This window comes from Bacillus sp. FSL K6-1218, from assembly GCF_038006445.1.
Lineage (GTDB): Bacteria > Bacillota > Bacilli > Bacillales > Bacillaceae_G > Bacillus_A > Bacillus_A thuringiensis_S.
The window spans coordinates 630,260-656,882 of sequence record NZ_JBBOVE010000001.1; the positions used below are offsets into that span (position 1 = coordinate 630,260).

Sequence of the window (26,623 nt, forward strand, 5' to 3'; positions counted from 1 at the left end):
GAAGTTAAACATGAAGGATTGGCATAAAAGTGTAGTCTATCAAATTTATCCGAAGAGCTTTAATAGTTATTACAATAGAGAAACCGGGGATATAAAAGGTGTTACAGAGAAAATAGATTATTTAAAAGAACTCGGAGTGGATTATATATGGTTAACACCGATATACCAATCACCACAAAATGATAATGGATATGATGTAAGTGATTACTACAGCATTGATCCATCTTACGGAACGATGGAAGAGTTTGAAGAACTTTTAGCAGAAGCGAAAGTACGTAACATTGAGATTATGCTTGATATTGTTGTAAATCATAGTTCGACTGAACATAAGTGGTTTAAAGAAGCGAAGGAAGATAAAAATAGTCCATATCGTAATTACTATATTTGGCGTGATGAAAAAAATAATTGGCAGTCTAAGTTTGGTGGATCTGCTTGGAAATATGATGAGAAGACGGAGCAATATTATTTACATTTATTTGATGAAACACAAGCTGATTTAAATTGGGAAAATGAAAAACTTCGTGAAGAAGTATATGATATGATGCGTTTTTGGCTGGATAAAGGGGTAACGGGATTCCGATTAGATGTCATTAACTTAATTTCAAAAGACCAATACTTCTTAAACGATGAAGGTAATACTGCGACAAGTGATGGACGCAAGTATTATACAGATGGTCCGCGTGTTCATGAATATTTACAAGAGATGAACCGAAATGTTTTTGCAGGAACAGATGTAATTACAGTTGGAGAAATGTCATCTACGACAATTGATAATTGTATTAAATATTCTAACCCTGAGCGCAATGAATTAAGCATGACGTTTAGTTTCCATCATTTAAAAGTAGATTATCCGAATGGTGATAAGTGGACGAAAGCAGAGTTTGATTTTATTAAATTAAAAGAGATTATGTCTAACTGGCAAATTGAAATGCAAAAGGGCGGAGGATGGAATGCGTTATTTTGGTGTAACCATGACCAGCCTCGCATCGTGTCACGCTTTGGTGATGATGGAAAGTACCGAAACGAATCTGCAAAAATGTTAGCGACAGCCATGCACATGCTGCAAGGAACGCCTTATATTTATCAAGGGGAAGAAATCGGTATGACGAATCCTAAATTTGAGTCCATCGAGCAATATCGTGATGTGGAATCGTTAAATATATATGATATAAAGCTAAAAGAAGGGCTATCAAAAGAAGAGATTATAGGGATTTTAAAGCAGAAATCTCGTGACAACTCTCGCACTCCGATGCAGTGGAATGAAGAAATAAATAGCGGGTTTACAACAAGCACACCTTGGATTTCGGTCGCTGAAAACTTTAAAGAAATAAACGTAGAGAAGGCATTAGAAGATAATGAGTCTGTATTTTATCATTATAAAAAACTAATTGAACTAAGAAAAACATATGATGTTATTACAGAAGGAGAGTATGCTATTTTAGATGTAAATCATCCTAAGATTTGGGCATATACACGTGCTGTAGAGAATGAAGTATTACTTGTTGTAAATAACTTTTATGGAGAAGACATCACATATTCCGTACCAGTGAATATTCAATTGGATGGAATGGAACAAGAGATAGTATTATCAAATTATAAAGATTCAAGTGTGGATGTTAATAATCTTAACTTAAGGCCATATGAATCAATTGTATATAGATATACGAAATAAAAGGTTGTATGCCGAGGAGGCATACAACCTTTTATTTTAAGACACCACTATACAAAATGCTTACTTCTACTTCAGGTTTAAACTTTACTTTTGCATAATCTTTATCCCAATTTTTTTTCTTCCATAAATCAGGGTGATAAGCGATAAGGTGTCTGCCGATACCGAAAGCATCACAGTTTGCTTTTTGTAGCTTTTTTGTTATTTGTTTCGCTTCTTTCGTAAGTTGCTTTGATAATTCTTTATTTAGTTTTTTTCGTTCCCACATTTTATAAAGCTTATCTCTTGGAGCCTCAAGCGCTATAACTTTTAGTTGAAGCTTAATGTGAGCATAAACATTTCCTTTTTTATCTGTTGTTATTTTTAAGTCTCGTTTTAATTTCCGATTGCTAATTTCCATCGTTAAATAATCAGATGTCGTCTCTGATTCATCGCTAGTAAGTTTTTGGGTGATACGGGCACTTGTTCCCATTTTTCCAGTTAATAACACGAATAAAACAGATTGTTTCAAAGGTAAATGTCCAGTTAATTTATCTTTATTAAATAAAGATAACCCGTTTGTGATAACTTCTTTTCCTTTTATTTTTATAGAAGGGAGGGTGAAATCTTTACCCGGATCTAACATTTTTGTAGCAGCTGTTTCTAAAGTTTCCTTTGGGAACACACTCATATCTTCTAAACTTTTCACTTTTTTCTTTAGGAAATCTCCAATTAGTAAATTTCCTACTTTCTTTTTTTTTAGTATTTCAGCTGTTTCACCATCTACTGAAATAAGTTTTACCAGAGCAGTAGGGTTTGTGGGGTCTCGAAAACTAATATCTAAAAAAGGAAATATTCCTTTTTTTTGAATTTTTGTTCCCAAAAGTTGCAAACCGTATTTGAAATATCGAATGTTTCCAGTCACATTTTCTTTCAAAGTATCGCTAGTGTCTCGTATGTTATGGCCAGTTGCTGAATGTATTTCATTTTCAAATGAAGATTGTTCGCTTCCTGAACTTCTTACAAGTTCAACCGTTTGCTGAAGTTGATTTTCTTCTGTAATATCAAATCCAATACTATAAGCTAATCTAGCCTCCCTTAAAGGCTCTTGATCCCAGCAACCAGAAAGAAGTGAGCTAGCACATAAGATACTACATAATTTAACTGTTTTTTTGTGCATATGGAGCTCCTTTCTTATTTCTTAATAAGGAATAAAGAAGAAATAAAAAAGGAAGAAAGACAATGAAAATATAAGTGAATTTATCAGTGAAATTTGCAATCGACTTTAATTCTTCAGGTGTATCTATAAATAAGGCGATACTAAAAGAGATAAGTCCAACAATTGGAACAGATTTTTTATGATTAGTAAGGTTGAATATATGCCCAATGCCTATAGAAGCAACGTAGTAACAACTAGCGATAGAAGCTACGACAGTTATCATCCAAATTGGTATGAATATTAAATCAGTACGGTCTATAATCCCGATATGTAAGGATCGCAATAAGTAGGCGACTGGATCTGGAATAAGCTCAATTTGCTTTGGGCTAAATACGATAAAGCAAATCCAAACGGTAAAAGTGTAAAAAAGAGTTACAAATCCATTAGCGATAGAAATGGCCTTTAGCCGTGCAATCGGATTCCCATTTACTTTTGGAAAAGCAATAAGAATAATTTCAAAACCATACATGGCTGTAATTGTTTCCTTAGATGCTTGAATAATATTCAACCATCCAGCCTCTGTAATGGGGAAAATATAAGAAAAATCAGCTCGCGTGAGCCCAAGGGCAATTAAAAGGGCCATTGGTAAAATGAGAATAGAGGCCATAACATAAAATCGTACAATGACTTTAAACGTATTATAAGCTACATAACAACAAGCTATTGTAAATAATATGAGAATTGCGTACCAAGGAGTTGCTTGCAAAACCCATACTTTAATGACATTACAAGCATTTAACATAACGGTCATACCTATAAGGGTAAAATAAAAAACATAAGAGAATCCTAATAGTTTTCCAAGTTTATTACCAAACATCATACAAACAATTTCATATATATTTGTATTAGGAAACCTTCTTAATAAGAACCACATAAGGAAAATGATAAGTTGAATCGCGAGCCCAGCGATGAGAACAGAAATCCATCCGCCACCTTTCGCTATCGGGTGAAGACGGTTTGGTAAAGAAAGTATACCAACTCCGATTTGACATTGAATAACGAAAAAGGTAAATTGCACTAGCGAAATTTTACTTTGCGTGTTTGTCACTGTTCTCATCCTCCCTCGTTACAAGTTGTCTTTGCATTTTTTTCGGCTTTGAATCATGTGGTCGTTCCCCAAATGACCAAATTGGAAGTCTGACAAAAGCATCTTTCATATCTTTTATATTCATTGGTGCAAGAGGAGAAAGATATGGTGTATGAAAAGAATGAAGCTGACATAAGTGAACGAAAATTATAATTAAGCCAAATGAAATTCCAACATATCCGAATATAGCAGCAAGGATCATTAGTGGAAAACGAAGAATACGAACTGCTGAACTCATGTCGTTGGATGGAACGAGAAAAGACGCAATTGCAGTTAAAGCTACAACAATAATCATTGTGTAAGAAACGAGTCCGGCTTTTACAATCGCATCACCAATTACTAAACCGCCTACAATACCGATTGTTTGTCCAACTCGGCTTGGCAAGCGAATACCAGCTTCCCGTAATAATTCAAAGATTAATTCCATTAAGAGAGCTTCAAAAATAGGAGGAAGCGGCACTTTTTCTAAAGAAGCTTTAATTGTATAAACGAGTTCAAGTGGCAGCACATCAGGATGAAAAGCGACGGTTGCGATATATATAGCTGGTAAGAGAAAGGCAATCAAGAAGCTCACTAGGCGAATCATTCGGACGAAAGAACCAACAATCCAGCGGTTATTATAGTCGTCTGGTGATTGATAGAAAGCAAATAACGTAACAGGAACGATAAGTGCTGTTGGATCTCCATCAGATAATATAGCAACTCGACCTTCCATTAAATTAGCGACAGTTCTATCTGGTCGCTCTGTATTTAATTGTTGTGGAAATGGCGAGAAAGAATTATCTTCTATAAATTCTTGTATATAACCTGGTGCCATAAGGGAATCGGTTTTTATAGTTTCTAACCTTCTTTTTACTTCTGTAACTAAATCGTCATTAGCTATGTTTTGCATATAAGCAATAGCTACTTTCGTGTGCATTTCTTCACCGAGTGTAAAATATTTAACAACTACATTTGGACTCTTAATGAGTTTACGAATAGAGGCTAAATTCGTTGCTAAATCTTCTACAAAACCAGTATGTGGTCCGCGTACAATCCCTTCATTATCAGGCTCTGTTATAGCTCTCTTTAAAGATAAAGCTGTTTCGAAAATGCAAAAACTGTCGACATGTTCATGAAAATATAATGATTTACCTTGTAATAAGAGCTGTACCCCATAATTTAAATTCGTTTCTTTTTTCATATTTAATGTGGAAAAGGCTTTATCTAAGGACAAATCAGAACGCGTTAATAATGGTTCAAGAGCAAATTGATGAATTAGATTTGGATCTGCTAAAGATTCGATATATAAGATTGTTCCTTTTCCATTTTGAAAAGGGAGATCTAATTTTTTTATATCATCAGAATGGGAAAGTTTATTTTCAATGTAATTAATGTTCTCCGGAAGTGATGGAAACATATGCTTTTGGTTTTTACTCTCTTGTTGTTCTTTTTTCTCGGTCATAATTTCCACCTCTTTTAAAGTGCAATTGTTTCTGTTAATTTTTGTCGTTTGTGAGAAATTTATGCTTGAATTATTTTTTTAAAAAAGAGGATTGAAAGTTACGTTACATTGTCTTTTGTGCATTATTCAATTTCATAGCAGTACTTCTAACATTTGTGTCGAATTAAGAAGATATATAGGAGGGATACATATGGAAATAGCTGTAGAACGTGTTTTTACAAAGGAAATTTTAGCAAGAGCGGCAAGAGAATTTCATGTAACAGTAGAAGAAAAGCCACTTGGAGATTTTGAGAATTATATTTTTAAGGCGAAGGGTGATAATGATGAAGATTACGTATTACGTTTAACACATTCTTCTCATCGCTCTAAACAAGAGGTAGAGGCTGAACTAGACTTTTTACGATATGTTGCGGAGAACGGAGCAAAGGTAGCGGGACCTCTTTATTCAAAGTCTCAAAATCTCGTAGAAGAAATCGTAGCAGAGGATGGGACGCTCTTTTTCGCTTCCTTATTTACATATGCAAAAGGCGAGCAAGTAAAAGGAGAGGAATCACCTTATTGGGGAGAGGCTTACTTTGAAGCGTGGGGAAAAGCAATTGGACAACTACATCGCCTTACAATGGATTATCCTGAAACAGACTACCGTGATACGTGGGAAGAAGACGAAAGTGGAATTGTTAATGAATTAGAAGATGATCAAGTGAAAAAGATTGCAGCGGTATTAATGGATGAAATTAAGGCCCTTCCAGTTGAAAGAGAAACGTTTGGTCTTATGCACGGTGATATCCATCAAGGTAATTTTCATTATGATGGTAAAGAGCTAACAATCTTTGATTTTGATGATGCGGCTTATAATTACTTTATACATGATTTAGCGATGGTTCTATACTACTCTGTTCTATTTACACCGTGGACAGTGGAAGAGAAGACAGATTTTGCTCGTAAACAGCTACAAGTGTTAAGAAAAGGATACGAATATGAACATGAGCTTGCGAATAGTTGGTATGAATCGTTACCACTATTTTTACGTTTACGTGATATAGGTTTATATGGAACGCTTCAAAAGAAGTTTAAGGGAAAAGATATGCCAGATAACTTCTTGAAATTATCAGAAGAGCTATACGAAAGAATTATTAAAAGAGAAGTAATTGTGAATATATAATACATTTAGTTCAAAACAAAGTATATAAAACAAATATATACTTTGTTTTTTTATACAAAAATATGTTTATTTTATTAAAATAATATTGTCCTAGATTAGGTATACACTTATAATTTTATATATATTCTGAATATTCTTTATAAAGAAGGAGGGGGAATGTTGGAAGCTTTCGTAAATTGGTTAAATAATATTGTTTGGAGTCCAGCACTTGTTTATTTATGTTTAGGAGTAGGTTTATATTTTTCCATTCGAACGAAGTTTTTACAAGTAAGGCACGTAGGAGAAATGGTGAAGCTGACATTTCAAGGAGAAAAATCAGAGGCTGGTGTTTCTTCATTTCAGGCGTTAGCACTTTCATTATCAGGACGCGTTGGAACAGGAAATATCGCTGGGGTAGCAACAGCGGTTGCATTTGGTGGACCAGGAGCTGTATTTTGGATGTGGGCAGTAGCCTTTTTAGGGGCAGGTTCTGCTTATGTAGAATCGACATTAGCACAAATATATAAGACGAAACATCAAGGGCAGTTCCGAGGTGGTCCTGCTTATTACATCGAAAAAGGTCTAGGAGTTAAATGGTATGCTTTAGTATTCGTTGCAGCGACAATTCTTGCAACAGGGCTGTTATTACCAGGTGTGCAAGCAAATAGTATTGCTGTAAGTTTAGAAACTGCTTTTGGTATTAATACTACCGTATCAGGGGCTATATTAGTTGTCGTATTAGCTCTTATCATTTTCGGTGGAGTAAAGCGAATTGTTAACGTAGCGCAAGTTGTCGTACCCTTTATGGCAATAGGCTATATTTTAGTAGCCTGCGTCATTGTTGCTATGAATATTGAAAAATTGCCAGAAGCATTTATGTTAATTATAAGAAGTGCATTTGCATTAGAAGCTGCTTTCGGTGGTATTATCGGTTTAGCAATCTCTTGGGGGGTAAAACGTGGTATTTATTCCAATGAAGCAGGACAAGGGACTGGACCACACGCAGCAGCTGCAGCCGAAGTATCACATCCAGCTAAGCAAGGTTTAGTACAAGCATTTTCCGTTTACATTGATACATTATTTGTTTGTTCAGCAACAGCATTTATGATGATTATTACAGGCATGTATAACGTATTTGATGCAAGCGGAAAAAACTTTATCGTTAATAAATTAAATGGTGCTCAGCCAGGACCAGGATATACACAGGCGGCGGTAGAATCTGTTTTCCCTGGATTTGGAAATGGTTTCGTTGCAATCTCGTTATTATTCTTCGCGTTTACAACAATTATGGCGTATTACTACATTGCAGAAACGAATATCGCGTACTTAAATCGAGATAAAGACCGTCCTTGGTTGTCTATGGTACTAAAATTTGTTTTTTTAGGAGCTGTATTCTACGGCTGTATTAAAACAGCAGCAACGGCGTGGGCTTTAGGTGATATCGGTGTAGGAATTATGGCATGGGTAAATATCATTGCGATTTTACTATTACAAAAACCTGCATTAGTCGCATTAAAGGATTATGAAAAGCAGAAAAAAGAAGGAAAAGATCCAGTATTTGACCCAGGACCATTAGGTATTAAAAATGCTGATTTCTGGGAGCATGAATACGGAAAAGATAAGAAAGAGGAAGTATCTTAATAGAATAGGAACGAAGGAGCAAAGGGAAGATCCCTTTGCTTTTTTTATGGACAAAATGAAGCTGGAAGTTATTTTTTTGCCTATTTTTGAATATAAAAAGAATGTACATGCTTTGTTAGTGGAAGGGGGGAGTATGTTGATAGAGTTTCGTAATGTAAATAAATATTATGGTAACTTTCAAGTTTTGAAAAATATTAATGTGCAAGTGAAAAAAGGCGAAGTGGTAGTAGTTGTCGGGCCTTCAGGATCAGGAAAAAGTACATTGCTTCGATGTATAAATCAATTAGAGGCAATTACAGATGGAGAATTAATTGTACAAAATACAGAGGTACACAATAAAAAAACGGACATGAATGAATTGCGGCGAAATATTGGGATGGTCTTTCAACATTTTTATTTATACCCACATAAAACAGTTCTGCAAAATATTACATTAGCACCGATTAAAGTAAATAAAGTTTCCAAAGAAGAAGCAGAGAAAACAGCAATGTTTTATTTAGAGAAAGTAGGAATCCCGGAGAAGGCTAATGTATATCCGCATCAATTATCCGGAGGACAACAGCAAAGGGTAGCAATTGCTAGAGGACTTGCGATGCAGCCGGAAATTATGCTGTTCGATGAGCCTACGTCTGCTCTTGATCCAGAGATGATTGGAGAGGTACTTGATGTTATGAAAGCGCTGGCTAAAGAAGGGATGACAATGGTCGTTGTCACTCATGAAATGGGATTTGCGCGAGAAGTAGCAGATCGGATTTTATTTATGGATGATGGTCAAATTATTGAAGATACAACACCGGCGCAATTTTTTGTACATCCTGAACAAGAAAGAGCTCGTTTATTTTTAAGTCGGGTGCTAAATCATTAGAGGAGGAATTTCATGCTTAAAATGAAAAAATTATTTACTTTAATCGTATTTTCATGTTTATTCGTGCTTGTTGTTGCTGGATGCGGAAGTAAGAAAGATGAGGCAAAGGAAACAAATACGAAGCAAGGCGGGGCTGTTGAGCAAATTAAGAAACGAGGGAAATTAGTAGTTGGGGTGAAGAATGATACGAATTTATTTGGATTAAAAAATCCTTCAACAGGGCAGGTAGAAGGATTCGATGTTGATGTCGCGAAGGCACTTGCGAAAAAGATTCTTGGAGATGAAAAGAAGCTAGAGCTGAAAGAAGTAACGTCTAAAACACGTATTCCAATGCTGAAAAATGGTGATATTGATGCAATTATTGCAACAATGACAATTACGGAAGAACGCAAAAAAGAAGTGGATTTTTCAGATGTATATTTTAAAGCAGGACAATCGTTACTTGTGAAAAAAGGAAGCAATATTAAGAGTGTCGATGATATAAAACAAGGCGTTAAAGTATTAGCTGTAAAAGGATCAACATCTACAAATAACATTCGTCAAAAGTCACCAGAAGCGACTGTATTAGAATTTGAAAATTATAGTGAAGCATTTACAGCGTTAAAGGCAGGTAAAGGTGATGTGTTAACGACAGATAATGCGATCCTTTACGGAATGGCAAAACAAGATTCTAATTATGAAGTAGTAGGAAAAATTTTCACAGATGAACCGTACGGAATTGCAGTGCAAAAAGGGGCAGATGATTTAACGAAAGAGATTAATACTTTAATTAAAGACATGAAAGCAAGCGGGGAGTATGACAAATTATATGAGAAATGGATTGGACAAAAACCAGAAAAATAGATAGTAAAAGTGAGAGGATGAGAGTACTCATCCTCTTCTTGTAAAGAAAGAGGGGAGAATATGTGCCTGATTTTTCTATATTAACGAATAACATTGATATGTATTTAGAAGGATTTAAATATACAGTTATGTCTAGTGTAATTGCATTGATAGGCAGTTTTATTTTAGGAGTAATTTTGGCAGTAATGCGTATTGCACCTATTCGTATTTTAAATTGGATAGGATCTGCTTTTGTGGAGTTTGTAAGAAATATTCCACTCGTATTAATTGCATTTATATTCTATTTTGCTTTACCTGTAATAGGAATTACTTTAAATGGTTTTGTAGCAGGAACAGTTACGCTTACGGTATATACGGCAGCTTTTATTGCAGAAGTAATTCGTGCTGGTATTTTATCAGTTGCGAAAGGGCAAATGGAAGCAGCTCGCTCTTCAGGGCTAACGTATGTGCAGGCGATGTATTATGTTGTCTTACCCCAAGCTGTGAAAATTGTAATTCCCCCTTTAGGAAACCAATTTCTCAATTTAGTTAAAAACTCCTCAATACTTGGAATTATTGCTGGTGCTGATTTAATGTATCAAGGCGATTTAATTTCAACGAAGACGTTTGTTACGTTTGATGTTTATATATTTGTCGGGATGTTTTATTTAATATTAACAATTCCGCTCAGTATGCTAGTGCGTTATTTAGAAAAACGCTTGGCAAAGGGGGCGGTGTAAATGGATTTCAAGGGAGCAATTACAGGAGATCATATTCTATTTTTATTAAAAGGATTACTTATAACATTAGAGGTAGCGCTTGTAGCAATTGTACTTAGCTTTATTATTGGTAGTGTAATAGGGATATTGCGCTACATGAAAATACCTGTCGTCTCACAAGTATTAGGAATTATCGTTGAAGTAATTCGAAATTTACCACTACTTTTAATTATATTTTTCACGTATTTTGCACTTCCAGAAGCAGGCTTGAAATTAGAAATTATAACAGCAACAATTGTTGCTTTAACAATATTTGAAGCAGCAATGATATCTGAAATTGTTAGAAGTGGTCTATTGTCTATTGAAAAAGGGCAGGTTGAAGCCGCAAGATCTTCGGGATTAACGTATGTTCAAGCGCTTTGGCATATTATTTTGCCACAAGCATTAAGGAGAATGGTTCCGCCGCTTGTCAGTCAATTTATTTCATTGCTGAAGGATACGTCGCTAGCGGTTGTTATATCACTCCCTGAGCTTATGCATAATGCTCAAATTATTAGCGGGCAAAATGTGAATTACATGATTCCAACATTTATATTAGTAGCTTGTATGTACTTTATCGTAAATTATAGTTTATCAATTTTATCCAGAAGATTAGAACTCAGTTAACCCTTACAATATATGTGAGGGTTTTTTCCTTGATTATCCTTATTTTCCTCTAAATAGAATCTAAATCTTGCGATAATTAGATTTTTTACATTATTTTATCAGAAAAGTTTTAATTTTATATAGAAATTGTAATCGCTTTCGTGTATATTTTTATTATCAGAAAATTTTAACAAGATATAGGGGTATGGTAGGGGGAGGATTTAGATGCAGCAACCAACGAATGAGAAATTACATCGCACGATGAAGAGTAGACATTTATTTATGATCGCACTTGGTGGTGTAATCGGAACTGGTTTTTTCTTAGGTTCAGGTTACACTATTAATCAGGCTGGACCAGGGGGAGCCATCCTTTCATATTTAGTAGGCGGATTTATTATGTATTTAACAATGCTTTGTCTTGGAGAGTTAACGGTAGCGATGCCGGTTTCAGGATCTTTCCAAAAGTATGCAACGAAGTTTATTGGACCAGGAACGGGCTTTATGATTGGCTGGTTATACTGGCTCGGCTGGGCAGTAACAGTGGGTCTAGAATTAACGTCAATCGGTTTAATGATGAAAAGATGGTTTCCAAATGTTGATGTTTGGGTATGGTGTCTCGTATTCGGCGTTATTTTATATGCTTCAAACGCAATTTCGGCGAAAAGTTATGCTGAATTAGAATTTTGGTTCTCTAGTATTAAAGTAGTGACAATTCTTGCGTTTGTTGTTCTTGGTGGTGGTGCATTATTAGGGTTTATATCATATGACGGAAAAGAAGCAGCACCTCTTTTCTCTAACTTTGTAAGCGATGGTGGACTTTTCCCGAATGGACTAGCTGCCGTATTACTTACAATGATTACAGTTAACTTCTCGTTCCAAGGAACAGAGTTAATCGGAATTGCAGCGGGAGAAAGTGAAAATCCAGAAAAAACAATTCCACGTGCAATTCGTAATACAGTATGGCGCATTATGTTATTCTTCATTTTAACAATGACAATTTTAGTAGGGTTAATTTCTTGGAAAGAAGCAGGGGTAATTGAAAGTCCATTCGTAGTCGTATTTGATAAAATCGGTATTCCATACGCAGCTGATATTATGAACTTCGTTATTATTACAGCGTTACTATCTGTAGCGAATTCAGGATTATATGCGGCAACTCGTATATTATGGTCACTTGCAAATGAAGGAATGGCACCAACTTCTTTCAAGAAAGTAAATAAACGTGGTATTCCAATTACAGCGTTAGTTGTAACGATTGCGGTAGCTGGATTATCCCTATTCACAAGTTTCCTTGCTGAAGATACAGTATACATGTACTTATTATCGATAGCTGGTTTATCGGCTGTTTCAAGTTGGATCATTATTGCTCTATCGCAACTTCGCTTTAGAAGTCAGTATATAAAAGGCGGAGGAAAGTTAGAGGACTTAAAGTATAGAACACCACTATACCCGATTGTTCCAATTTTAGCTTTAATTACAAATAGCATCGTTGTTATTAGTTTAGCGTTTATTCCTGAACAAAGAATGGCATTATACTGCGGTATTCCATTTATCATTTTCTGCTATATATATTATTATTATATTAGTAAGAAACGGCAGAAACCGATGAAAGTGGAGATGGACAAAACAAATGAAACTAACAATCAAACACGATGATATAGAAGCAGATTTATCGTATGGTCAATTAGCGATTGGAAAAGAAAATGGATATTCACCGTTACAATTACTCATTTCTTCTATCGCAGGATGTAGTGCAATTGTCTTTCGAACAATTTTAGAAAAGAAACGTATTACATACGATACGTTTACGATTGAAACTGAAATTGGTAGAAGTGAAGCTTTATCAAAACCAGTTGAAAGTGTTCATTTGCACTATAAAATTAAAGCACAAAACATTACAGAAGAGCAGTTGGACAAGGCGCTGCAACTTGCAGTGAAAAATTGTACGATTGTTCAATCGGTAAAAGATAGTATAAAAGTTACGGAAACAATTGAACTAATAAAGTGAAACATAAAAACGTGAGATCCGTATTCTCACGTTTTTATGTTTTAGAAAGAGGGGAAAGTGTAATGGACTGTTTGGGTTGTAAATTAGCAAACGAAGAGGAAAAAATATATAAAGTATATGAAGATGACTATGTAACGTGCTTTTTAGATCATGCACCTTTCTATCCGGGGCATACTTTAATTGTGCCGAAGCAGCATGTGTTAGAAGTAGACGAATTAGATGATGTTGTAGCAAAATCAATTATGGATGCTTCTAAGATTATTACAAAAGCGATTAAGTCAGTATATGAACCGGACGGAATTACAATTTGTCAGAATGGTGGAATATTTAACGAACTCACGCACTATCATATGCATGTTGTCCCGAGATATAAAGAGCGCTCATTTGCTGAGTTTTATACGGTACAACCGGGAGAAAAGAAGAGTTATAACTTTGAAGAGACAAAGAATTTGTTAAAAGAAGCGATAGAACAAATACTGCTTACTGAAAAGGTGTAAGTGTGATGTTCTTAATGGAATAGGCAGGAAAATTCTAATAAACAAAAGCTCAATTTCTCAGTTAAAATAGAGAAATTGAGCTTTTGTTTATTCTATTATTAAATTTTATCTATAAAAAGATTTTTCAGTGTCACAAAGTATATTGCTCATTCGTTATATAGAATGAGAGGAGGAATTATATGAAAGGTACAAACAATGATTACGAAAAGATGGAAGAGCTATACGAGTTGTATGAACAAAAAATTTATTATGTAGCTTATTCTATTTTAAATAATATTCAGCAGGCAGAAGATGCAGTTCAAGAGACGTTTATTACTCTTTATAAGAACTTGGAAAAGCTCCATATCTTGAACACGCAAGAGCTTAAATGCTACATTTTGAGGGTTGCGAAAAACAAGGCGATTGATAGTTACCGGAAAAACAAACGACATGAAACATTTTTAGAAGAATATGAAAGAGAATCTGTAGAAGCAGTAGATGAAAATATTGAAGAGTGGGAAAAACGTAAAATGTCTGAGGTTCAAATTGATGCATTGCTAAAAGAGTTAAACGAATCTAATAGACAGGTGTTTAAGTACAAAGTCTTCTATAACTTAACGTATCAAGAAATTTCAAGTGTCATGGGGATTACGGAGGCTAATGTCCGCAAGCAGTTTGAACGCGCTCGAAAACGAGTCCAAAATATGATAGGAGGTATACAACATGACGAATTCAAAGAACTCCAAAGAAATATATGAACTTGCTGAAAAAATTGCTTTAGATGATTTTGATAAATCCGAAGAACAACATGAATTTTCACATACATATACGCGCAAAAAGAAACTGTTTATGGAGGAAATGAAGCTGAAGGGCGAGCGACCACAGAAAAAGAGTAAAAGACATCGTATGTTAATCGCTGCTGCCTGCTTATTGATTGGTATGCCGACAACCGTTTTTGGTGCAGTAAAAGTCTATAATATGATTGTTCAAAAACAAAATTATGAAGTAAATGTGTCGGTAACAAATAAGGACACGAAAAAGGCTGATAAGTGGTATAAGCTGAAAATTGATAAATTACCAGAAAATATGGAAGCAATTGATGACTCTGCTATGAAATATTCATTTAAAGATAACGACGCAAATGGAGGCTTTTCATTTAGTCTTTGGAGAGTAGGGGAAAATGCGGACTTTCAAACTTTATATTCAAAAAGCTACGAAGAAAAAGAGATAGGTGGCAAGAAAGCAGTAATTGTTCATAAAGAAACTGGAAACAACAATGTAATGTTTGATAGGAAGGTCTTTCTCTTTTTTGAGAAAGAAGGGATTATGTTAGAAAGTTTTATTGGATCAGTTATAAATGAAGAACAAATGATAGATGTCTTAGGGAATATTTCACTTGAGCCCACGTCAAAAGAAAAGGCATCACATATATCAAATTATGATAAAAAGTATTTTAGCCAAGCGGATGAACCTAAAAAATCTAAAGTGATTCCTTTGAAAAAAGATAGCAAACGACTATTTCATATAGGGCAAAAGGTTCCAGTAACGATATCTATGGATAACAGCCAAATTGAATATGTGATAGAAAAAGTTGAAGTTTTTGATTCGATTAAAGATTTTAAAAAAGAGAACTTTAATGAACTTGGCCTAGGGATATTAAGCAAGAAGAAGGCTTTAGATCAGACGGGAAAACTGCTATCGTACAGACGGGATGTATATAAATTAGGGAATGGTAAAGATTCAATTGATACATTAGTAGATTCGCAATTAGTTAATGTTAAATTTGTCTACTTGACAACAACAGTGAGAAATATTGGTAAACAGGAGACAGAAGAAATCTATATGCATCCATCCATAAAGCAGCTTAAATTTGAAGGGAATGCATGGAAATACGCTAAAGAAGAGGGAATGGATGCAACGCGTATTATGACGGGAGAAGTTGATTATTTAGAGCCTCACGGAGATGGGAAAAGCTTCTACAATATTGGCAGTATCCGACCAGGAGAAACGGTAAAAGTTAACTTAGGTTACTTTGTAGATGAAGATAAACTAGATTCAATCTTTTTGGATGCTTTCCATTACAGAGGGAATGGAAGTACTGAAAATATGAATGCGTCATATCGTTGGTGGATTGATATTCGTCAACAGTCAAAACAATAGGAACAAATACACAAAAAGCTGCTTATATTTAGCAGCTTTTTTCGTCTTCATACATATGTAAAATTTCTTTCGCACGTATACGTAAACCATCTATCAATTCTTTCGGTTCTAAAACTTTTGCATCTTTTCCAAGTCTATAAAATAAAGGAGTAATAAAGTTAATCTCACCTTTATCAATTGTTGAATTTATATATCCTGTCCCATCCTCGTTTACTATAACGAATTCCTCAAGATAAGGAACGCTTTTACATTGGCGTACGCCTTCTGTTGTCAGTAAAACATGTAACTGAGTAGGACTGTGTACTACGTTAGAGTTAGAGGCAAACCACTCTTCTAAATTCATGAATGTATCCTCATTTTCTTCCGTTGATAATATAGAAAGAATACGATCGATACGATACAGTAATACTTTTTTCCTATCATAGTCATAGGACGGTAAGTACCATAGCCCGTCATGAGCATATACACCGATAGGATGAACATGTTTTGTTTTTACCCCGGATTTAGATTCGTATTGAAAGTGTAAATTTTTATTTTCAATCGCCGCTGTTAACACTTCGTTTAAAAGTGGTGTATCAATTGTTCTCTTCGGATTCCAAAAGGCGATATAAGAACGTATTTTATCAACTTTCGCTTTCGCATCATGTTGTAGGGAGCTATATAGTTTATGTGTAACGGAATTTATTTCTGTGTTAAAAGGTAAGTCTCTGTAGTAGCTTAAAGATTGAAAGGCAAAAAAGATGGAGACTGCTTCTTCTTCGGTAAATAAAATAGGCGGAATTACTCTATTCGTTAATACTTTATATCCTCCGTTGCGACCTTGTTCAGCGTAAATGGGTAATCCCATATCACTTAAATCTAAAATATATCTATGGACAGTACGAACGGAAATATTAAATTCATCGGCTATTTCTTGAGCTGTAAATGCTTTTTTTGCAGAAGCAAATATAAGAATATCTAATAAGCGTTTAGCTTTTGACAAATGTATCACCTTTTTTCTTTTTAAACATGACATAAATTGTCGTGTTTTATTGTTAGTATATTGTTTACAGCATAATGTTATCAAGATGAGATGTAAGGAGGAAAAAATATGTCACGTGAAATAGTTTTATTTATAGCCGCTAGCTTGGATGGATATATTGCGAAAGAAGATGATGATTTACAGTGGTTAATGGAAACCGAAGGAGAGGGAGATAACGGTTATACAGAAATGTATGAAACAATTGATACAATAATAATGGGAAAGAGAACGTATGATTATGTAGTAGAGCATACAGAGACATTCCCGTATTTAGATAAAAAATGTTATGTGTTTTCTAATTCAGAAAAAGGCACGAACGGACATGTAGAGTTTGTAAATGAAGATGTAGTGGAGTTTACAAAAAGGTTAAAAGCACAAGATGGATCTAAAATATGGATGGTTGGTGGAGGAGAGCTACTGAGAGAATTCTTTAAAAATAATCTAATTGATGAATATATTGTTACGATTACACCGCATATATTAGGCTCAGGTGTCCCATTATTTAAAGAAAAGAATCCAGAAATTAATTTAACTTTAACGGATACGAAACGTTTTGGGCAATTTGTAAATTTATATTATAAAGTAAAATGATAAAGAAACACGACTACTGATGATAGTCGTGTTTCTTTATAGATGGTAATGAAATTATAAAGCAAGACCCGTGATTGACTTCACTCGTTACTGTAATATTCCCGCCGTGTAGCTCTACAATTTCCTTCACGATAGATAGTCCTAAACCAGTTCCACCTGTAGCTCGTGATCTAGCTTTATCAACACGATAAAAGCGGTCGAAAATGTGAGGGAGGTCTTCAGGAGGAATGCCTTCGCCTTCATCTTCAATTGTAATGGAGATACGTTTATGTTCTTCTGTAATAGAAATGTTTATATGAGAATGTTCTTTTGAATGTCTATAAGCGTTATTTAAAATGTTTACTATAACTTGTTCAAATCGCTGTTCATCTAAGTTTACTAGCAGTGTAGGAGAACAAGAGAAAGAAACTTTAATGTATCTTTCTTTATACATGGCGTTTACTTTTTCAGCTATGCGAGTAAGGAAGGTGTGTAAATGCACTTCCTTTACTTGAATAGAAAAGTTATGTTGCTCCATTTGTGCAAGTGAAAATAAATCTTGAACTAAGTTTGTAATGTAATCAGACTCATCTTTTATAATTGATAAATATCGCAAACGTTGCTCAGGAGAGGTGCTTTCTTTTAAAGCAATGTCAGCATAGCCTCGTACGTATGTTAAAGGTGTTCGTAATTCGTGAGCAACACTTGCTAGAAATTCACTTCGCTCTGTTTTCATATAATGTAAATCATTTGCGAGCGTTTGAATAGATGATGCTAGTTCACCAATTTCATCATTTCGAGTAGTCGTTAACGAAACGGACAAATCGCCTTTACTCATTTTTTCAGTGGCATGTTTCATGTGTAACAATGGTTTTGTTAATAAACGTGATAATAGGAAAATTGTGATGACTGTGAGTAGAAACGTGATGATACCAGCAATAATGAATTGTTTCGTTAATCCATTAACCAACTTTTCAATTGATTCTGTTCCAAGAAACATGTACACATAGCCTTTATGTTTTCCATCTACCACAATGGGGCTAACTGTACATATATAATTAGATGTTTTCCAATGATTTTCTATAATCGCTCCATTATGGTCTGTTCGAGTTTGCATTTTACTAATATGATCGTTTATAGTCGTGTTTATTTCGTTAGATTTAGCTAGTATTTTTTTATTTGTATTTGTAATAACGACAGTTGTTTCAGCTTCAGATTCCATTAATGCTACGTGAGAGATGGTTTGTTCATCATAATATTTTTCAAGTACATCCCGGTGACTATTTCCTCGCTTCAATAAAGCCGTCATTTCTTCATTTACTCTAGTGTTTACGAGGCTATAATAAAGCAAAATAAAGAGAACACTTTCAATTAAAATTGTAACAATTAAAAAATAAAATCCGAATTGAATAGAAATTCGCTTCATTGTTTCGCTCCTAAATATTCGGTATCAACCCACCTATAACCTACCCCATACACAGTTTTTAAATGATGATCAATAGGGAAATTTGCTTTTCGCAATTTATCACGCAAATTACGAATATGTGAATCGATTGTGCGATCTTCTGTATTTGTGTTTAATCCCCAAATTCGTTCGATGAGCTGATCACGGCTTAATACGTAGTTCACATGGCGTAAAAATAATCCGAGTAAAGAAAATTCAATTGGTGTGAGAAGGAGTTCTTCATTATGGACAGAAACGAAGTGTTTTGTTTCATCCCATACAATACCGTGATATTGGATTTGTTTATGTTCATTTGTACGTCTTAAAACGGCTTCAATTCTTGCGAAAAGTTCTTCTTCATGGAAAGGTTTCGTTACGTAATCATCCGCTCCGAGTTTTAATCCTTGGATGACATCTACTGTTTGATCACGAGCGGTAACCATAATAATAGGAACGTTACTAAATGAACGGATTCTTTTGCACGTTTCCCATCCGTCCATCTTTGGCATCATAATATCGAGTAAAACAAATTTAAAGTTTCGATTTTCTATATGTAAAATAGCTTCTTCTCCGGAAGTCGCACATACGCAGTTATATCCAATTGGAGTAAGATAAAGCGTTAATAATTCAAGCATTCTCGGTTCATCGTCTACGAGCAGTATATCAATCATAGAGAGCCCTCCATATTTATAATCGTTACTTAAAGTGTAATGCAAAATCATGAAGAAATGGTGCAGATTATGATGTGTCTGCATAATTTCTTCAGAATTGCTTGTTATTGTGGAGTTGAAATGACATTTTGGGTAATCATATTGGCTCAAAAATGATTAATACGGAGGCGGTATAGTGAAAAAAATGACCCGAATTTTTGGGATAACAATAATTACAGCAGTTGGTCTTGCTGCATGTGGGCAAACGAATACAGACCATAAAAATCATGAATCTACAAAAGAGAAGAAAACAGAGCAAAAGGGAATGAAAATGAAAATGAATCAGGAAGTAACCGCGCCAAAAGAAATGAACCAAGGGGCATCGAATGATTTATTAACGACAAGTCTAAAAAATGTAACGAGGTTAAATACAAATGACCCCCTAAAAATGGCAGTGTTAACTTCGCAAACGATATGGCCAGCAACCCATAAAGAGAACCAGCCAGGTGCTGTTATTTTAGTACCAGTGAGCGAGTGGCAATTAGGTATTGCGAGTGCAGACCTTATTCATCATCCGAATAACGGACCGATTTTATTTATAGAAAAAGAAAAGATACCAGAAATGACGTTAAAAGAAATAAAACGATTAAATCCAATCGGAACGAGAGATGGAACACAAATTATGGTGATGGGGGATGTAGGTACTAGCGCGCTTGAACAATTAAAAGGTTATAAAGTAAAACAAATAAAAGAAACGAACCCAGCTATATTTGCGAAAGATGTTGATAAGGAGTATGCCGATATAACAGGAAGCTACCCAAATAGTGTTATTATCGGTTCGTCTGAAGAAGAAGGACGTTTATATACAACCCCCGCTGTAAACTGGATTTCTCATATGCCGGAACCACTACTCTATACAGAAAAGAATAAAGTGCCAGAAGCGACAATAGAGGCATTAAAGATGAGAAAAGATAAAGCAAATATATATTTACTAGGACCAGAAAAAATTGTTTCAAAAGAAGTAGAAAAAGAGTTAAGCAAATACGGGAAAGTAACGCGTATTTGCGGTGAGAATCCAACAGAAAATTCTATCGCATTTGCGAAGTTTAAAGATGAAAAAACAAAATTTGGCTGGGGATTCACAAAACCTGGTCACGGTTTATCATTTGTTTCAAGCAAAACACCAGATTTAGCAGTTGCTGGGGCACCTTTTTCACATATGGGTAAACACGCACCTGTTGTCTTGTTAGAAGAAGGGAAAGCTTCACAACCAGTGTATGACTTCCTTGCTACTATTCAGCCGAAGTTTAAAGATGATCCAACACTTGGACCATATAATCATGGCTTCTTATTAGGAAGTACGAGTGATATTTCATTTGAAACACAAGGAATACTAGATGAGAGGTTAGAAATTGTTCAGGAAAGTGGTCAAGGACACGGTGGACATTAATGAAATGAGAAAAGACGCTACTGATAGCGTCTTTTTTTATTTTCCTCGACAAAATATGACAAAAAAGTTGTAACTGTTTCTGTTATGATAGTTTCGGAAATCTTACATTTTACATAATCGGAGGAAAAGAAATGTATAAAAAATTGGGTACTATTGCTTTAACAGGTGCACTTGCTTTTAGTTTAGCTGCTTGTGGTGAAACTGAAGTTAAAGAAGTGAGTAAAAACGATGCTCCTAAACAGGCTGAAAAGAAAGATAAAAAGGAAAAAGCTGAAAGCAAGATTTATAAAATTGGAGATACGGTAGAAGTTAATGGCCTACAACTTACTTTCAGTTCAGCTAAATTCGTTGAGCCTAACGAATACGTAAAAGCTGAAAAAGGGAAAGTACTAGAAATCGCTTTTAATGCTAAAAATAATGGCAAAAAAGATATATATTTTGGAACTTCTGAATTAAAAATTGCTGATACTAACGGCAACCAATTCAAAGAGTACTTTGGTGGGGAAAATACGTTTATAAACGAAAATATTGCGCCAGGTAACCAAATTACAAACAAAATGTTATTTGATGTACCAGAAGGCGATAAGTTTGTTGGTACATTTAAACCTACATTTACATTTGACGAGAAATCAGTGAAATTTGAATTTGAAGTTGCTAAATAAGGAGAGATTAAGATGAAAAGAACAGCTGAATTTGTATTAGGTCTTATTGGAGGTATTTTTGGTATTATTTGTGCATTTGTTGCTTTATTAATCGGCGGTATGGGAGCTGCTTTTGAAGCTGATGGAGCAAATACTGTTATTGGCTTAGGTTGGGGGGCTGTGGCTCTATCAATCTTAGGAATTGTTGGATCTGTTATGGTAAGAAGTAAAGCGAAGGTTGGCGGTATTATGATGACTGTGGCTGCTATCGGTGGATTTATTTGTATTTCTATAATTTACTTATTACCAGGCGTATTATTATTAATCGGTGGATTAATGGGCATATTCCGTAAGGATAAAGCAACTGTATCTGCATAAAATGAGCACTCGAAAGAGTGCTTTTACTAATTTCATTAAATTAGCATAAACTCCTCTAATCCTAAACCCTCCAAACTAAACCTCATATATGAAGTGGAAATATCCATAGAAATGTAAATGAATTCCTTGAGTAGCTAATATCTTGATCCTTGGACTACTCAATTAAATGAGCTGAATTACATGTGCATTTTTCATCCATCCAAACAAAGTTCTCTTCATTTGACATACGGTAGAATCCGAAATCGTTGTACGTTAAATCAACAATAGGTGATAGTATATTTAAAGTCTTCCTGATATTCTAGGAAAAGAAGCTACGAAGGTAACATCTTTTTTAGGAAACTTTTACATAGCAAAAAATCTTCTACTCGTTATATAATAGCTTTCGTGCAGTCGGCTAGATTTTCTTATGGAGAAAATCAAATTATAAAGGAGTAGAGGAGTGGTATTTTGTTTCAAACGATAAAAAATGACTGGTTTTCTAATGTGAGAGGGGACGTGTTATCAGGAATTGTCGTTGCTTTAGCATTAATCCCTGAAGCGATAGCCTTCTCTGTTATTGCAGGCGTGGATCCGACAGTTGGACTATACGCAGCCTTTTGTATTGCGGTTACTATTTCATTTGTTGGCGGAAGAACTGGAATGATTTCAGCTGCAACAGGTGCAATGGCATTATTAATGGTAACGCTTGTTAAAGATCATGGTTTGCAATATTTATTTGCTACAACAATATTAACAGGTATCGTCCAAATTATTTTTGGCGTGTTCAAACTGAGCTCATTTATGAAGTTTGTTCCGAAATCTGTTATGAGTGGTTTTTTAAATTCACTTGGAATTTTAGTTTTTACAGCGCAATTACCGCATTTTAAAAATGCAACTTGGCAAATGTATGCACTCGTTGTATTAGGACTTGCAATTATATATTTATTTCCACGTATTACAACGGCTGTACCTTCTACGCTTATTTCAATTATTATTGTGACGAGTATTGCACTTATGAGCGGATTACAGTTGAAAACAGTAGGGGATATGGGAAGCCTACCGAAAGAATTACCGTTCTTTAGTATTCCTGATGTGCCATTTACATTAGAAACATTAGGGATTATTTTACCTTATGCAGTTATGCTTGCAATCATTGGTTTACTAGAGTCTTTATTAACAGCTTCAGTTTTAGATGATATGACGCATACAGAAAGTAATAAGCATAAAGAGGCACGCGGACAAGGGATCGCAAACATCGTTGCTGGATTTTTCGGAGGAATGGCAGGATGTGCAATGATCGGTCAATCTGTTATTAATATTAAATCAGGTGGACGAGGTCGCCTATCAACATTTGTAGCGGGCGGATTTTTAATCGTATTACTATTCGTTTTAGGAGATTATGTCGTTCATATTCCGATGGCAGCTTTAGTTGCGGTTATGATTATGGTTTCAATCGGAACGTTTGATTGGAACTCTGTAACAACGATTCATAAAGTACCAAAAGGAAACGCATTTGTTATGATTGTAACAGTTGTGATTGTCTTAATTACACATAATTTAGCATTAGGTGTAATTATCGGAACAGTAATTAGTGCGGTGTTATTTGCATTCAATATGGCAAAGATTCACGTGAAACATTTATATATTGAAAATAAGAAAATATACGAAATTCACGGTCAACTTTTCTTTGCATCTACAGCCGATTTCATAAATAATTTTTCATTTAATGAAGATGTAAAAGAAATTGAAATGAATTTTACTCATGCGCACGTATGGGATGATTCAGCAGTGGCATCAATTGATAAAGTTATCATGAAGTATGAACAAAGTGGTGTGAAAGTAAGTATAACAGGATTAAATGAACGTAGCTCAAAACTTGTTGCAAATTTAGCTACTTATAATAAAAGAATTGCTAGTTAAAAGCCTCCTTTTTAGGGGGCTTTATTATATAATACGAGTAGGATAACGAAAAGGGGATTCAGCATATGTACAAACAAATTATATTAGCATGTGACGGTTCTGAACATGCACTTCGAGCAGCGGAACATGCAACATATATTGCGAAATATAGCAAAGAAACAAATGTTGAAGTTGTGTACGTAGTAGATAATAGAACGGCAAAATCAGATATTATACAAGGTCAAACAGATTTAGAAACAATATCGGCTAGTCGAAAAGATAAATTAAAAGAGATTGAAGTTTTATTAAAGAAAGAGAACATTTCTTATAAAATTACGATATTACATGGTGATCCTGGAGATACAATTGTTCAATATGTAAATACAGGAGATATAGATCTTGTTATTGCTGGAAGCAGAGGGCTAAATACATTGCAAGAGATGGTGCTTGGTAGTGTAAGTCATAAAATAGCAAAACGAGTGAAATGTCCGGTGATGATTATAAAATGAAATAGAATGTAACGAAGACCTTAGGATAACTGAGGTCTTTTTTATGTATAAATGACTCTTATTTGTGGAAATAATAGATATATAAGTTGAAAAGATGTTAACTTACAAATTTGTAAGTTAGTTGTTAGAGAAATCGATGTTATGAAATTTTTCCCATTGGTAAAATAAAAGTATCACAGGGGAGATAGGGAGGATGGAAGCAATGAAATCATTTCAAAATTTGTCATATAGTCAAGGGGTAAGCTTAATTTGTCTAGGGGGATTTGCTGCATCTGTTACGTTAGCTGTTTTAATAAAGGTGTTTCATCAAATTTTTTAATATTAGAGTAGGGAAGGAATTGGTTGTTATCATTAGTAGGAACAGCAATGAAAATAAAAAATAGCTCTTAGCATGTATGTAGATGCTAAGAGCTATTTTTATGATTATTTTTCTACTTCTGGCTTCTCACTTGTTACAGTAACGTCTTTCCAATGTGAAGTTATTTGATTCACTTCAGTGTTGACATCATAATTTTTTACGCGCTTATTAACACCTGTTAAATCAAATGTGTAATGAATTGGAATCATCGGTGCTTCGTCATGAATTAATTTTTGCCATTTATCGTATACTTCTTTACGATATTTTTCATCAGTAGCTTTTTCTGATAATCCTGCGTCTAATAACTTCGTATTTTCATCATTTACCCAGCGCTGGTAGTTGAATCCGGCATTTTTTCCCCATAGGCCAGAAAGGTCAGGGTCAGAGCCAGTGTTCCAAGCACCGGCAAAAATATCAACCTTCGGATCATCTTTTTTAATCATGTCACGCATAGCATTAAATTCGTGTAAGCGTCCATCAACAAGTTCTACTTTTAAGCCGATATCTTTCCAAGATTGAATGTAGAATTTAGCCAGCGGTTCACTTGTTTCACTACCACTACTAGTTAAGAAGTTAATCTTCAATTCATTACCTTTTGGATCTTCACGGAATCCATCACCATTTTTATCTTTATACCCAGCTTCATCTAATAGTTTTTTCGCTTTATTTACATCGAAATTATACGCACCAACATCATTATTATGGTACTTTGGCATAGATGGTGGAATTGGAGAGTTAGCTGGAACGCGAAGTCCGTGATATACTTTCTCTCCTAATTTTTCTCTATCAATTGCATGTGCCATCGCTTGACGTAAACGAACGTCTTTGAACTTATCGTTATCCATTACAGCTTCATTCTTTGCTTTGTCCATATGTCCGAACTTAAATCCGATATAAGTGTAAGCAAGGTCAGTTTTACCAATTAGTTGTGTGTTTTTTAATTTACTTACGTTCGGATATTGATCAGCAGTAATTGCTGCAATATCAATATCACCTTTTTTCAGAGATGCACTAACAATAGATGGATTTACAACTTTTAATGTTACATTTTTCAGCTTAGGTTTGCCGCCCCAGTAATCATCAAAACGCTCATACTCAACTGATTCACCAGGAACGATTTTCTTCACTTTAAATGGACCGAATCCAATTGGATTTTGACGGATTTTATCTGATTCAGCTAGTTTTTCAATTGGTACATCACCTAAATATTTTTTAGGTGTAGGATATGTCCAAATACCAGTTTTTAGTGAAGGGTTTACTTCTTTATAAGTAATGGAAATTGTTTTTGGATCGACTACTTTAATACCAGAAATTTTGTCAGCTTTTCCAGTGTGATATTCTTCCATACCTTCAATCATTTGCATTTGTGTATCGTAACGGATACCTGTATATTTACTATTACCAATAATTAAGTAAGAATATTCTAAATCCTCAGCTGTTACAGGGTTACCATCGTGCCATTTTACATTATCTTTAATCTTAATTGTAATTGTTTTTTTATCTTCAGAGATTGTATAAGTTGCAGCACCGTCATTTGTAATTTCCCAGTTTTTATCTGTAGCTAATAATTGTTCATCAAAGAAATCCATAATCTCTGAATCTGGAGCAACTTCATACAATACTCTACTTAAAACACCAGCGAAAGGTGAATTTGAAACGAGTCCATAAGTTAATGATCCGTCTTTAATTTCTTTACCGTCATTTTTTACAGCAGCACTAAATTTATTTGTTTCTACTTTTTTTGTGTTTGCCTTTTTACTACCGCTATCAGCACCACCACATGCAGATAGTAATAATGTTGAAGCAGCAAGTGTACTTAATACTTTGTACAGTTTCGGTTTGTTCATAA

At 34.7% G+C, this 26,623-nt stretch carries 26 protein-coding genes; 19 read left to right on the forward strand and 7 right to left on the reverse strand.

The features are described 5' to 3' along the window. Positions 1 to 10: 10 nt before the first annotated feature. Positions 11 to 1,672: an alpha,alpha-phosphotrehalase gene (treC, locus tag MHI26_RS03195; RefSeq protein WP_061668111.1), complete on the forward strand. Its 1,662-nt coding sequence runs from the start codon at positions 11 to 13 to the stop codon at positions 1,670 to 1,672. 31 nt (positions 1,673 to 1,703) lie between these two features. Here treC and MHI26_RS03200 read toward each other — a convergent pair whose 3' ends face one another. Genes MHI26_RS03200 through gerKA form a run of 3 tightly spaced genes read right to left on the reverse strand, consistent with a single transcriptional unit; the run spans position 1,704 to position 5,398 of the window. Next, a complete protein-coding gene (locus MHI26_RS03200; protein ID WP_000549144.1) occupies positions 1,704 to 2,828 on the reverse strand; it encodes a Ger(x)C family spore germination protein in 1,125 nt (374 codons plus the stop codon). Further along, the gene (locus MHI26_RS03205) at positions 2,809 to 3,915 is read right to left on the reverse strand and encodes a GerAB/ArcD/ProY family transporter (RefSeq protein WP_000185803.1); all 1,107 of its coding nucleotides are present in this window, start codon (positions 3,913 to 3,915) and stop codon (positions 2,809 to 2,811) included. Before MHI26_RS03205 ends, MHI26_RS03200 begins: the two co-directional genes overlap by 20 nt. Continuing rightward, positions 3,896 to 5,398 carry a spore germination protein GerKA gene (gene gerKA, locus MHI26_RS03210; RefSeq protein WP_061668112.1) on the reverse strand — a complete coding sequence of 501 codons (1,503 nt, stop codon included), beginning with the start codon at positions 5,396 to 5,398 and terminating at the stop codon, positions 3,896 to 3,898. The genes MHI26_RS03205 and gerKA overlap by 20 nt, the downstream gene beginning before the upstream one ends. Before the next feature lie 190 nt (positions 5,399 to 5,588). On the opposite strand from gerKA, the gene MHI26_RS03215 reads away from it, so the two are divergent. The 11 genes from MHI26_RS03215 to MHI26_RS03265 all read left to right on the forward strand — a co-directional run bounded on the left by MHI26_RS03215 (position 5,589) and on the right by MHI26_RS03265 (position 15,875). Continuing rightward, the gene (locus MHI26_RS03215) at positions 5,589 to 6,560 is read left to right on the forward strand and encodes a phosphotransferase enzyme family protein (RefSeq protein ID WP_061668113.1); all 972 of its coding nucleotides are present in this window, start codon (positions 5,589 to 5,591) and stop codon (positions 6,558 to 6,560) included. A 159-nt stretch (positions 6,561 to 6,719) separates the two neighbouring features. After that, on the forward strand, positions 6,720 to 8,180 hold the full coding sequence (locus tag MHI26_RS03220) for an alanine/glycine:cation symporter family protein (RefSeq protein ID WP_000387159.1): 1,461 nt from the start codon (positions 6,720 to 6,722) through the stop codon (positions 8,178 to 8,180). Between the two features lie 46 nt (positions 8,181 to 8,226). Beyond that, positions 8,227 to 9,045, forward strand: coding sequence for an amino acid ABC transporter ATP-binding protein (locus MHI26_RS03225; protein ID WP_327896246.1), 819 nt, complete (start codon positions 8,227 to 8,229; stop codon positions 9,043 to 9,045). A 12-nt stretch (positions 9,046 to 9,057) separates the two neighbouring features. Then, entirely contained in the window at positions 9,058 to 9,888 is an 831-nt protein-coding gene (gene glnH / locus MHI26_RS03230) for a glutamine ABC transporter substrate-binding protein GlnH (protein WP_000916491.1), read from the forward strand. A 62-nt stretch (positions 9,889 to 9,950) separates the two neighbouring features. After that, the gene (locus MHI26_RS03235) at positions 9,951 to 10,607 is read left to right on the forward strand and encodes an amino acid ABC transporter permease (protein ID WP_001112668.1); all 657 of its coding nucleotides are present in this window, start codon (positions 9,951 to 9,953) and stop codon (positions 10,605 to 10,607) included. Then, the gene (locus MHI26_RS03240; protein ID WP_000345973.1) at positions 10,608 to 11,252 is read left to right on the forward strand and encodes an amino acid ABC transporter permease; all 645 of its coding nucleotides are present in this window, start codon (positions 10,608 to 10,610) and stop codon (positions 11,250 to 11,252) included. Between the two features lie 204 nt (positions 11,253 to 11,456). Then, entirely contained in the window at positions 11,457 to 12,887 is a 1,431-nt protein-coding gene (locus MHI26_RS03245) for an amino acid permease (RefSeq protein ID WP_001187109.1), read from the forward strand. Next, positions 12,862 to 13,239 (forward strand): OsmC family protein, encoded by a 378-nt coding sequence (locus MHI26_RS03250; protein ID WP_006918002.1) that lies wholly within the window; start codon positions 12,862 to 12,864, stop codon positions 13,237 to 13,239. The genes MHI26_RS03245 and MHI26_RS03250 overlap by 26 nt, the downstream gene beginning before the upstream one ends. Positions 13,240 to 13,301: 62 nt before the next feature. Beyond that, positions 13,302 to 13,736: an HIT family protein gene (locus MHI26_RS03255; protein ID WP_000340514.1), complete on the forward strand. Its 435-nt coding sequence runs from the start codon at positions 13,302 to 13,304 to the stop codon at positions 13,734 to 13,736. Positions 13,737 to 13,915: 179 nt separating this feature from the next. After that, a complete protein-coding gene (locus MHI26_RS03260) occupies positions 13,916 to 14,473 on the forward strand; it encodes an RNA polymerase sigma factor (protein ID WP_000679165.1) in 558 nt (185 codons plus the stop codon). Beyond that, on the forward strand, positions 14,439 to 15,875 hold the full coding sequence (locus MHI26_RS03265; protein WP_061668115.1) for a DUF4367 domain-containing protein: 1,437 nt from the start codon (positions 14,439 to 14,441) through the stop codon (positions 15,873 to 15,875). Before MHI26_RS03260 ends, MHI26_RS03265 begins: the two co-directional genes overlap by 35 nt. Positions 15,876 to 15,903: 28 nt before the next feature. On the opposite strand, the gene MHI26_RS03270 is transcribed toward MHI26_RS03265, so the two are convergent. Then, entirely contained in the window at positions 15,904 to 16,890 is a 987-nt protein-coding gene (locus MHI26_RS03270) for a helix-turn-helix transcriptional regulator (protein WP_061668116.1), read from the reverse strand. A gap of 75 nt (positions 16,891 to 16,965) precedes the next feature. Here MHI26_RS03270 and MHI26_RS03275 point away from each other — a divergent pair, with 75 nt between their 5' ends. Continuing rightward, positions 16,966 to 17,487: a dihydrofolate reductase family protein gene (locus MHI26_RS03275; protein ID WP_061668117.1), complete on the forward strand. Its 522-nt coding sequence runs from the start codon at positions 16,966 to 16,968 to the stop codon at positions 17,485 to 17,487. 13 nt (positions 17,488 to 17,500) lie between these two features. Here MHI26_RS03275 and MHI26_RS03280 read toward each other — a convergent pair whose 3' ends face one another. Continuing rightward, positions 17,501 to 18,892: a sensor histidine kinase gene (locus MHI26_RS03280; protein ID WP_061668118.1), complete on the reverse strand. Its 1,392-nt coding sequence runs from the start codon at positions 18,890 to 18,892 to the stop codon at positions 17,501 to 17,503. Then, positions 18,889 to 19,581: a response regulator transcription factor gene (locus tag MHI26_RS03285; RefSeq protein WP_061668119.1), complete on the reverse strand. Its 693-nt coding sequence runs from the start codon at positions 19,579 to 19,581 to the stop codon at positions 18,889 to 18,891. The genes MHI26_RS03280 and MHI26_RS03285 overlap by 4 nt, the downstream gene beginning before the upstream one ends. A 175-nt stretch (positions 19,582 to 19,756) precedes the next feature. Between MHI26_RS03285 and MHI26_RS03290 the strand changes: the two genes are divergently transcribed. The 6 genes from MHI26_RS03290 to MHI26_RS03315 all read left to right on the forward strand — a co-directional run bounded on the left by MHI26_RS03290 (position 19,757) and on the right by MHI26_RS03315 (position 24,735). After that, positions 19,757 to 21,010 (forward strand): hypothetical protein, encoded by a 1,254-nt coding sequence (locus MHI26_RS03290; RefSeq protein ID WP_061668120.1) that lies wholly within the window; start codon positions 19,757 to 19,759, stop codon positions 21,008 to 21,010. A 131-nt stretch (positions 21,011 to 21,141) separates the two neighbouring features. Beyond that, on the forward strand, positions 21,142 to 21,672 hold the full coding sequence (locus tag MHI26_RS03295) for a DUF4352 domain-containing protein (RefSeq protein ID WP_000277056.1): 531 nt from the start codon (positions 21,142 to 21,144) through the stop codon (positions 21,670 to 21,672). 12 nt (positions 21,673 to 21,684) lie between these two features. Further along, positions 21,685 to 22,029 carry a DUF4064 domain-containing protein gene (locus MHI26_RS03300; RefSeq protein WP_000831286.1) on the forward strand — a complete coding sequence of 115 codons (345 nt, stop codon included), beginning with the start codon at positions 21,685 to 21,687 and terminating at the stop codon, positions 22,027 to 22,029. A 447-nt stretch (positions 22,030 to 22,476) separates the two neighbouring features. Then, entirely contained in the window at positions 22,477 to 23,928 is a 1,452-nt protein-coding gene (locus MHI26_RS03305; protein ID WP_061668121.1) for a SulP family inorganic anion transporter, read from the forward strand. Between the two features lie 65 nt (positions 23,929 to 23,993). Then, a complete protein-coding gene (locus tag MHI26_RS03310; RefSeq protein WP_061668122.1) occupies positions 23,994 to 24,416 on the forward strand; it encodes a universal stress protein in 423 nt (140 codons plus the stop codon). Between the two features lie 202 nt (positions 24,417 to 24,618). After that, the gene (locus tag MHI26_RS03315; protein WP_000834733.1) at positions 24,619 to 24,735 is read left to right on the forward strand and encodes a DUF4027 family protein; all 117 of its coding nucleotides are present in this window, start codon (positions 24,619 to 24,621) and stop codon (positions 24,733 to 24,735) included. A 104-nt stretch (positions 24,736 to 24,839) separates the two neighbouring features. Here MHI26_RS03315 and opp4A read toward each other — a convergent pair whose 3' ends face one another. Further along, entirely contained in the window at positions 24,840 to 26,621 is a 1,782-nt protein-coding gene (gene opp4A, locus MHI26_RS03320; RefSeq protein WP_061668123.1) for an oligopeptide ABC transporter substrate-binding protein, read from the reverse strand. Between the last annotated feature and the right edge of the window lie 2 nt (positions 26,622 to 26,623).

Excerpts from the sequence above, each read along its gene's own strand:
- treC (WP_061668111.1), top strand. The coding sequence starts at position 11 with ATGAAGGATTGGCATAAAAGTGTAGTCTATCAAATTTATCCGAAGAGC.
- MHI26_RS03200 (WP_000549144.1), bottom strand. The coding sequence starts at position 2,828 with ATGCACAAAAAAACAGTTAAATTATGTAGTATCTTATGTGCTAGCTCA.
- gerKA (WP_061668112.1), bottom strand. The coding sequence starts at position 5,398 with ATGACCGAGAAAAAAGAACAACAAGAGAGTAAAAACCAAAAGCATATG.
- MHI26_RS03215 (WP_061668113.1), top strand. The coding sequence starts at position 5,589 with ATGGAAATAGCTGTAGAACGTGTTTTTACAAAGGAAATTTTAGCAAGA.
- MHI26_RS03225 (WP_327896246.1), top strand. The coding sequence starts at position 8,227 with ATGGACAAAATGAAGCTGGAAGTTATTTTTTTGCCTATTTTTGAATAT.
- glnH (WP_000916491.1), top strand. The coding sequence starts at position 9,058 with ATGCTTAAAATGAAAAAATTATTTACTTTAATCGTATTTTCATGTTTA.
- MHI26_RS03240 (WP_000345973.1), top strand. The coding sequence starts at position 10,608 with ATGGATTTCAAGGGAGCAATTACAGGAGATCATATTCTATTTTTATTA.
- MHI26_RS03245 (WP_001187109.1), top strand. The coding sequence starts at position 11,457 with ATGCAGCAACCAACGAATGAGAAATTACATCGCACGATGAAGAGTAGA.
- MHI26_RS03250 (WP_006918002.1), top strand. The coding sequence starts at position 12,862 with ATGAAACTAACAATCAAACACGATGATATAGAAGCAGATTTATCGTAT.
- MHI26_RS03255 (WP_000340514.1), top strand. The coding sequence starts at position 13,302 with ATGGACTGTTTGGGTTGTAAATTAGCAAACGAAGAGGAAAAAATATAT.
- MHI26_RS03260 (WP_000679165.1), top strand. The coding sequence starts at position 13,916 with ATGAAAGGTACAAACAATGATTACGAAAAGATGGAAGAGCTATACGAG.
- MHI26_RS03265 (WP_061668115.1), top strand. The coding sequence starts at position 14,439 with ATGACGAATTCAAAGAACTCCAAAGAAATATATGAACTTGCTGAAAAA.
- MHI26_RS03270 (WP_061668116.1), bottom strand. The coding sequence starts at position 16,890 with ATGTCATGTTTAAAAAGAAAAAAGGTGATACATTTGTCAAAAGCTAAA.
- MHI26_RS03275 (WP_061668117.1), top strand. The coding sequence starts at position 16,966 with ATGTCACGTGAAATAGTTTTATTTATAGCCGCTAGCTTGGATGGATAT.
- MHI26_RS03280 (WP_061668118.1), bottom strand. The coding sequence starts at position 18,892 with ATGAAGCGAATTTCTATTCAATTCGGATTTTATTTTTTAATTGTTACA.
- MHI26_RS03285 (WP_061668119.1), bottom strand. The coding sequence starts at position 19,581 with ATGATTGATATACTGCTCGTAGACGATGAACCGAGAATGCTTGAATTA.
- MHI26_RS03295 (WP_000277056.1), top strand. The coding sequence starts at position 21,142 with ATGTATAAAAAATTGGGTACTATTGCTTTAACAGGTGCACTTGCTTTT.
- MHI26_RS03300 (WP_000831286.1), top strand. The coding sequence starts at position 21,685 with ATGAAAAGAACAGCTGAATTTGTATTAGGTCTTATTGGAGGTATTTTT.
- MHI26_RS03310 (WP_061668122.1), top strand. The coding sequence starts at position 23,994 with ATGTACAAACAAATTATATTAGCATGTGACGGTTCTGAACATGCACTT.
- MHI26_RS03315 (WP_000834733.1), top strand. The coding sequence starts at position 24,619 with ATGAAATCATTTCAAAATTTGTCATATAGTCAAGGGGTAAGCTTAATT.
- opp4A (WP_061668123.1), bottom strand. The coding sequence starts at position 26,621 with ATGAACAAACCGAAACTGTACAAAGTATTAAGTACACTTGCTGCTTCA.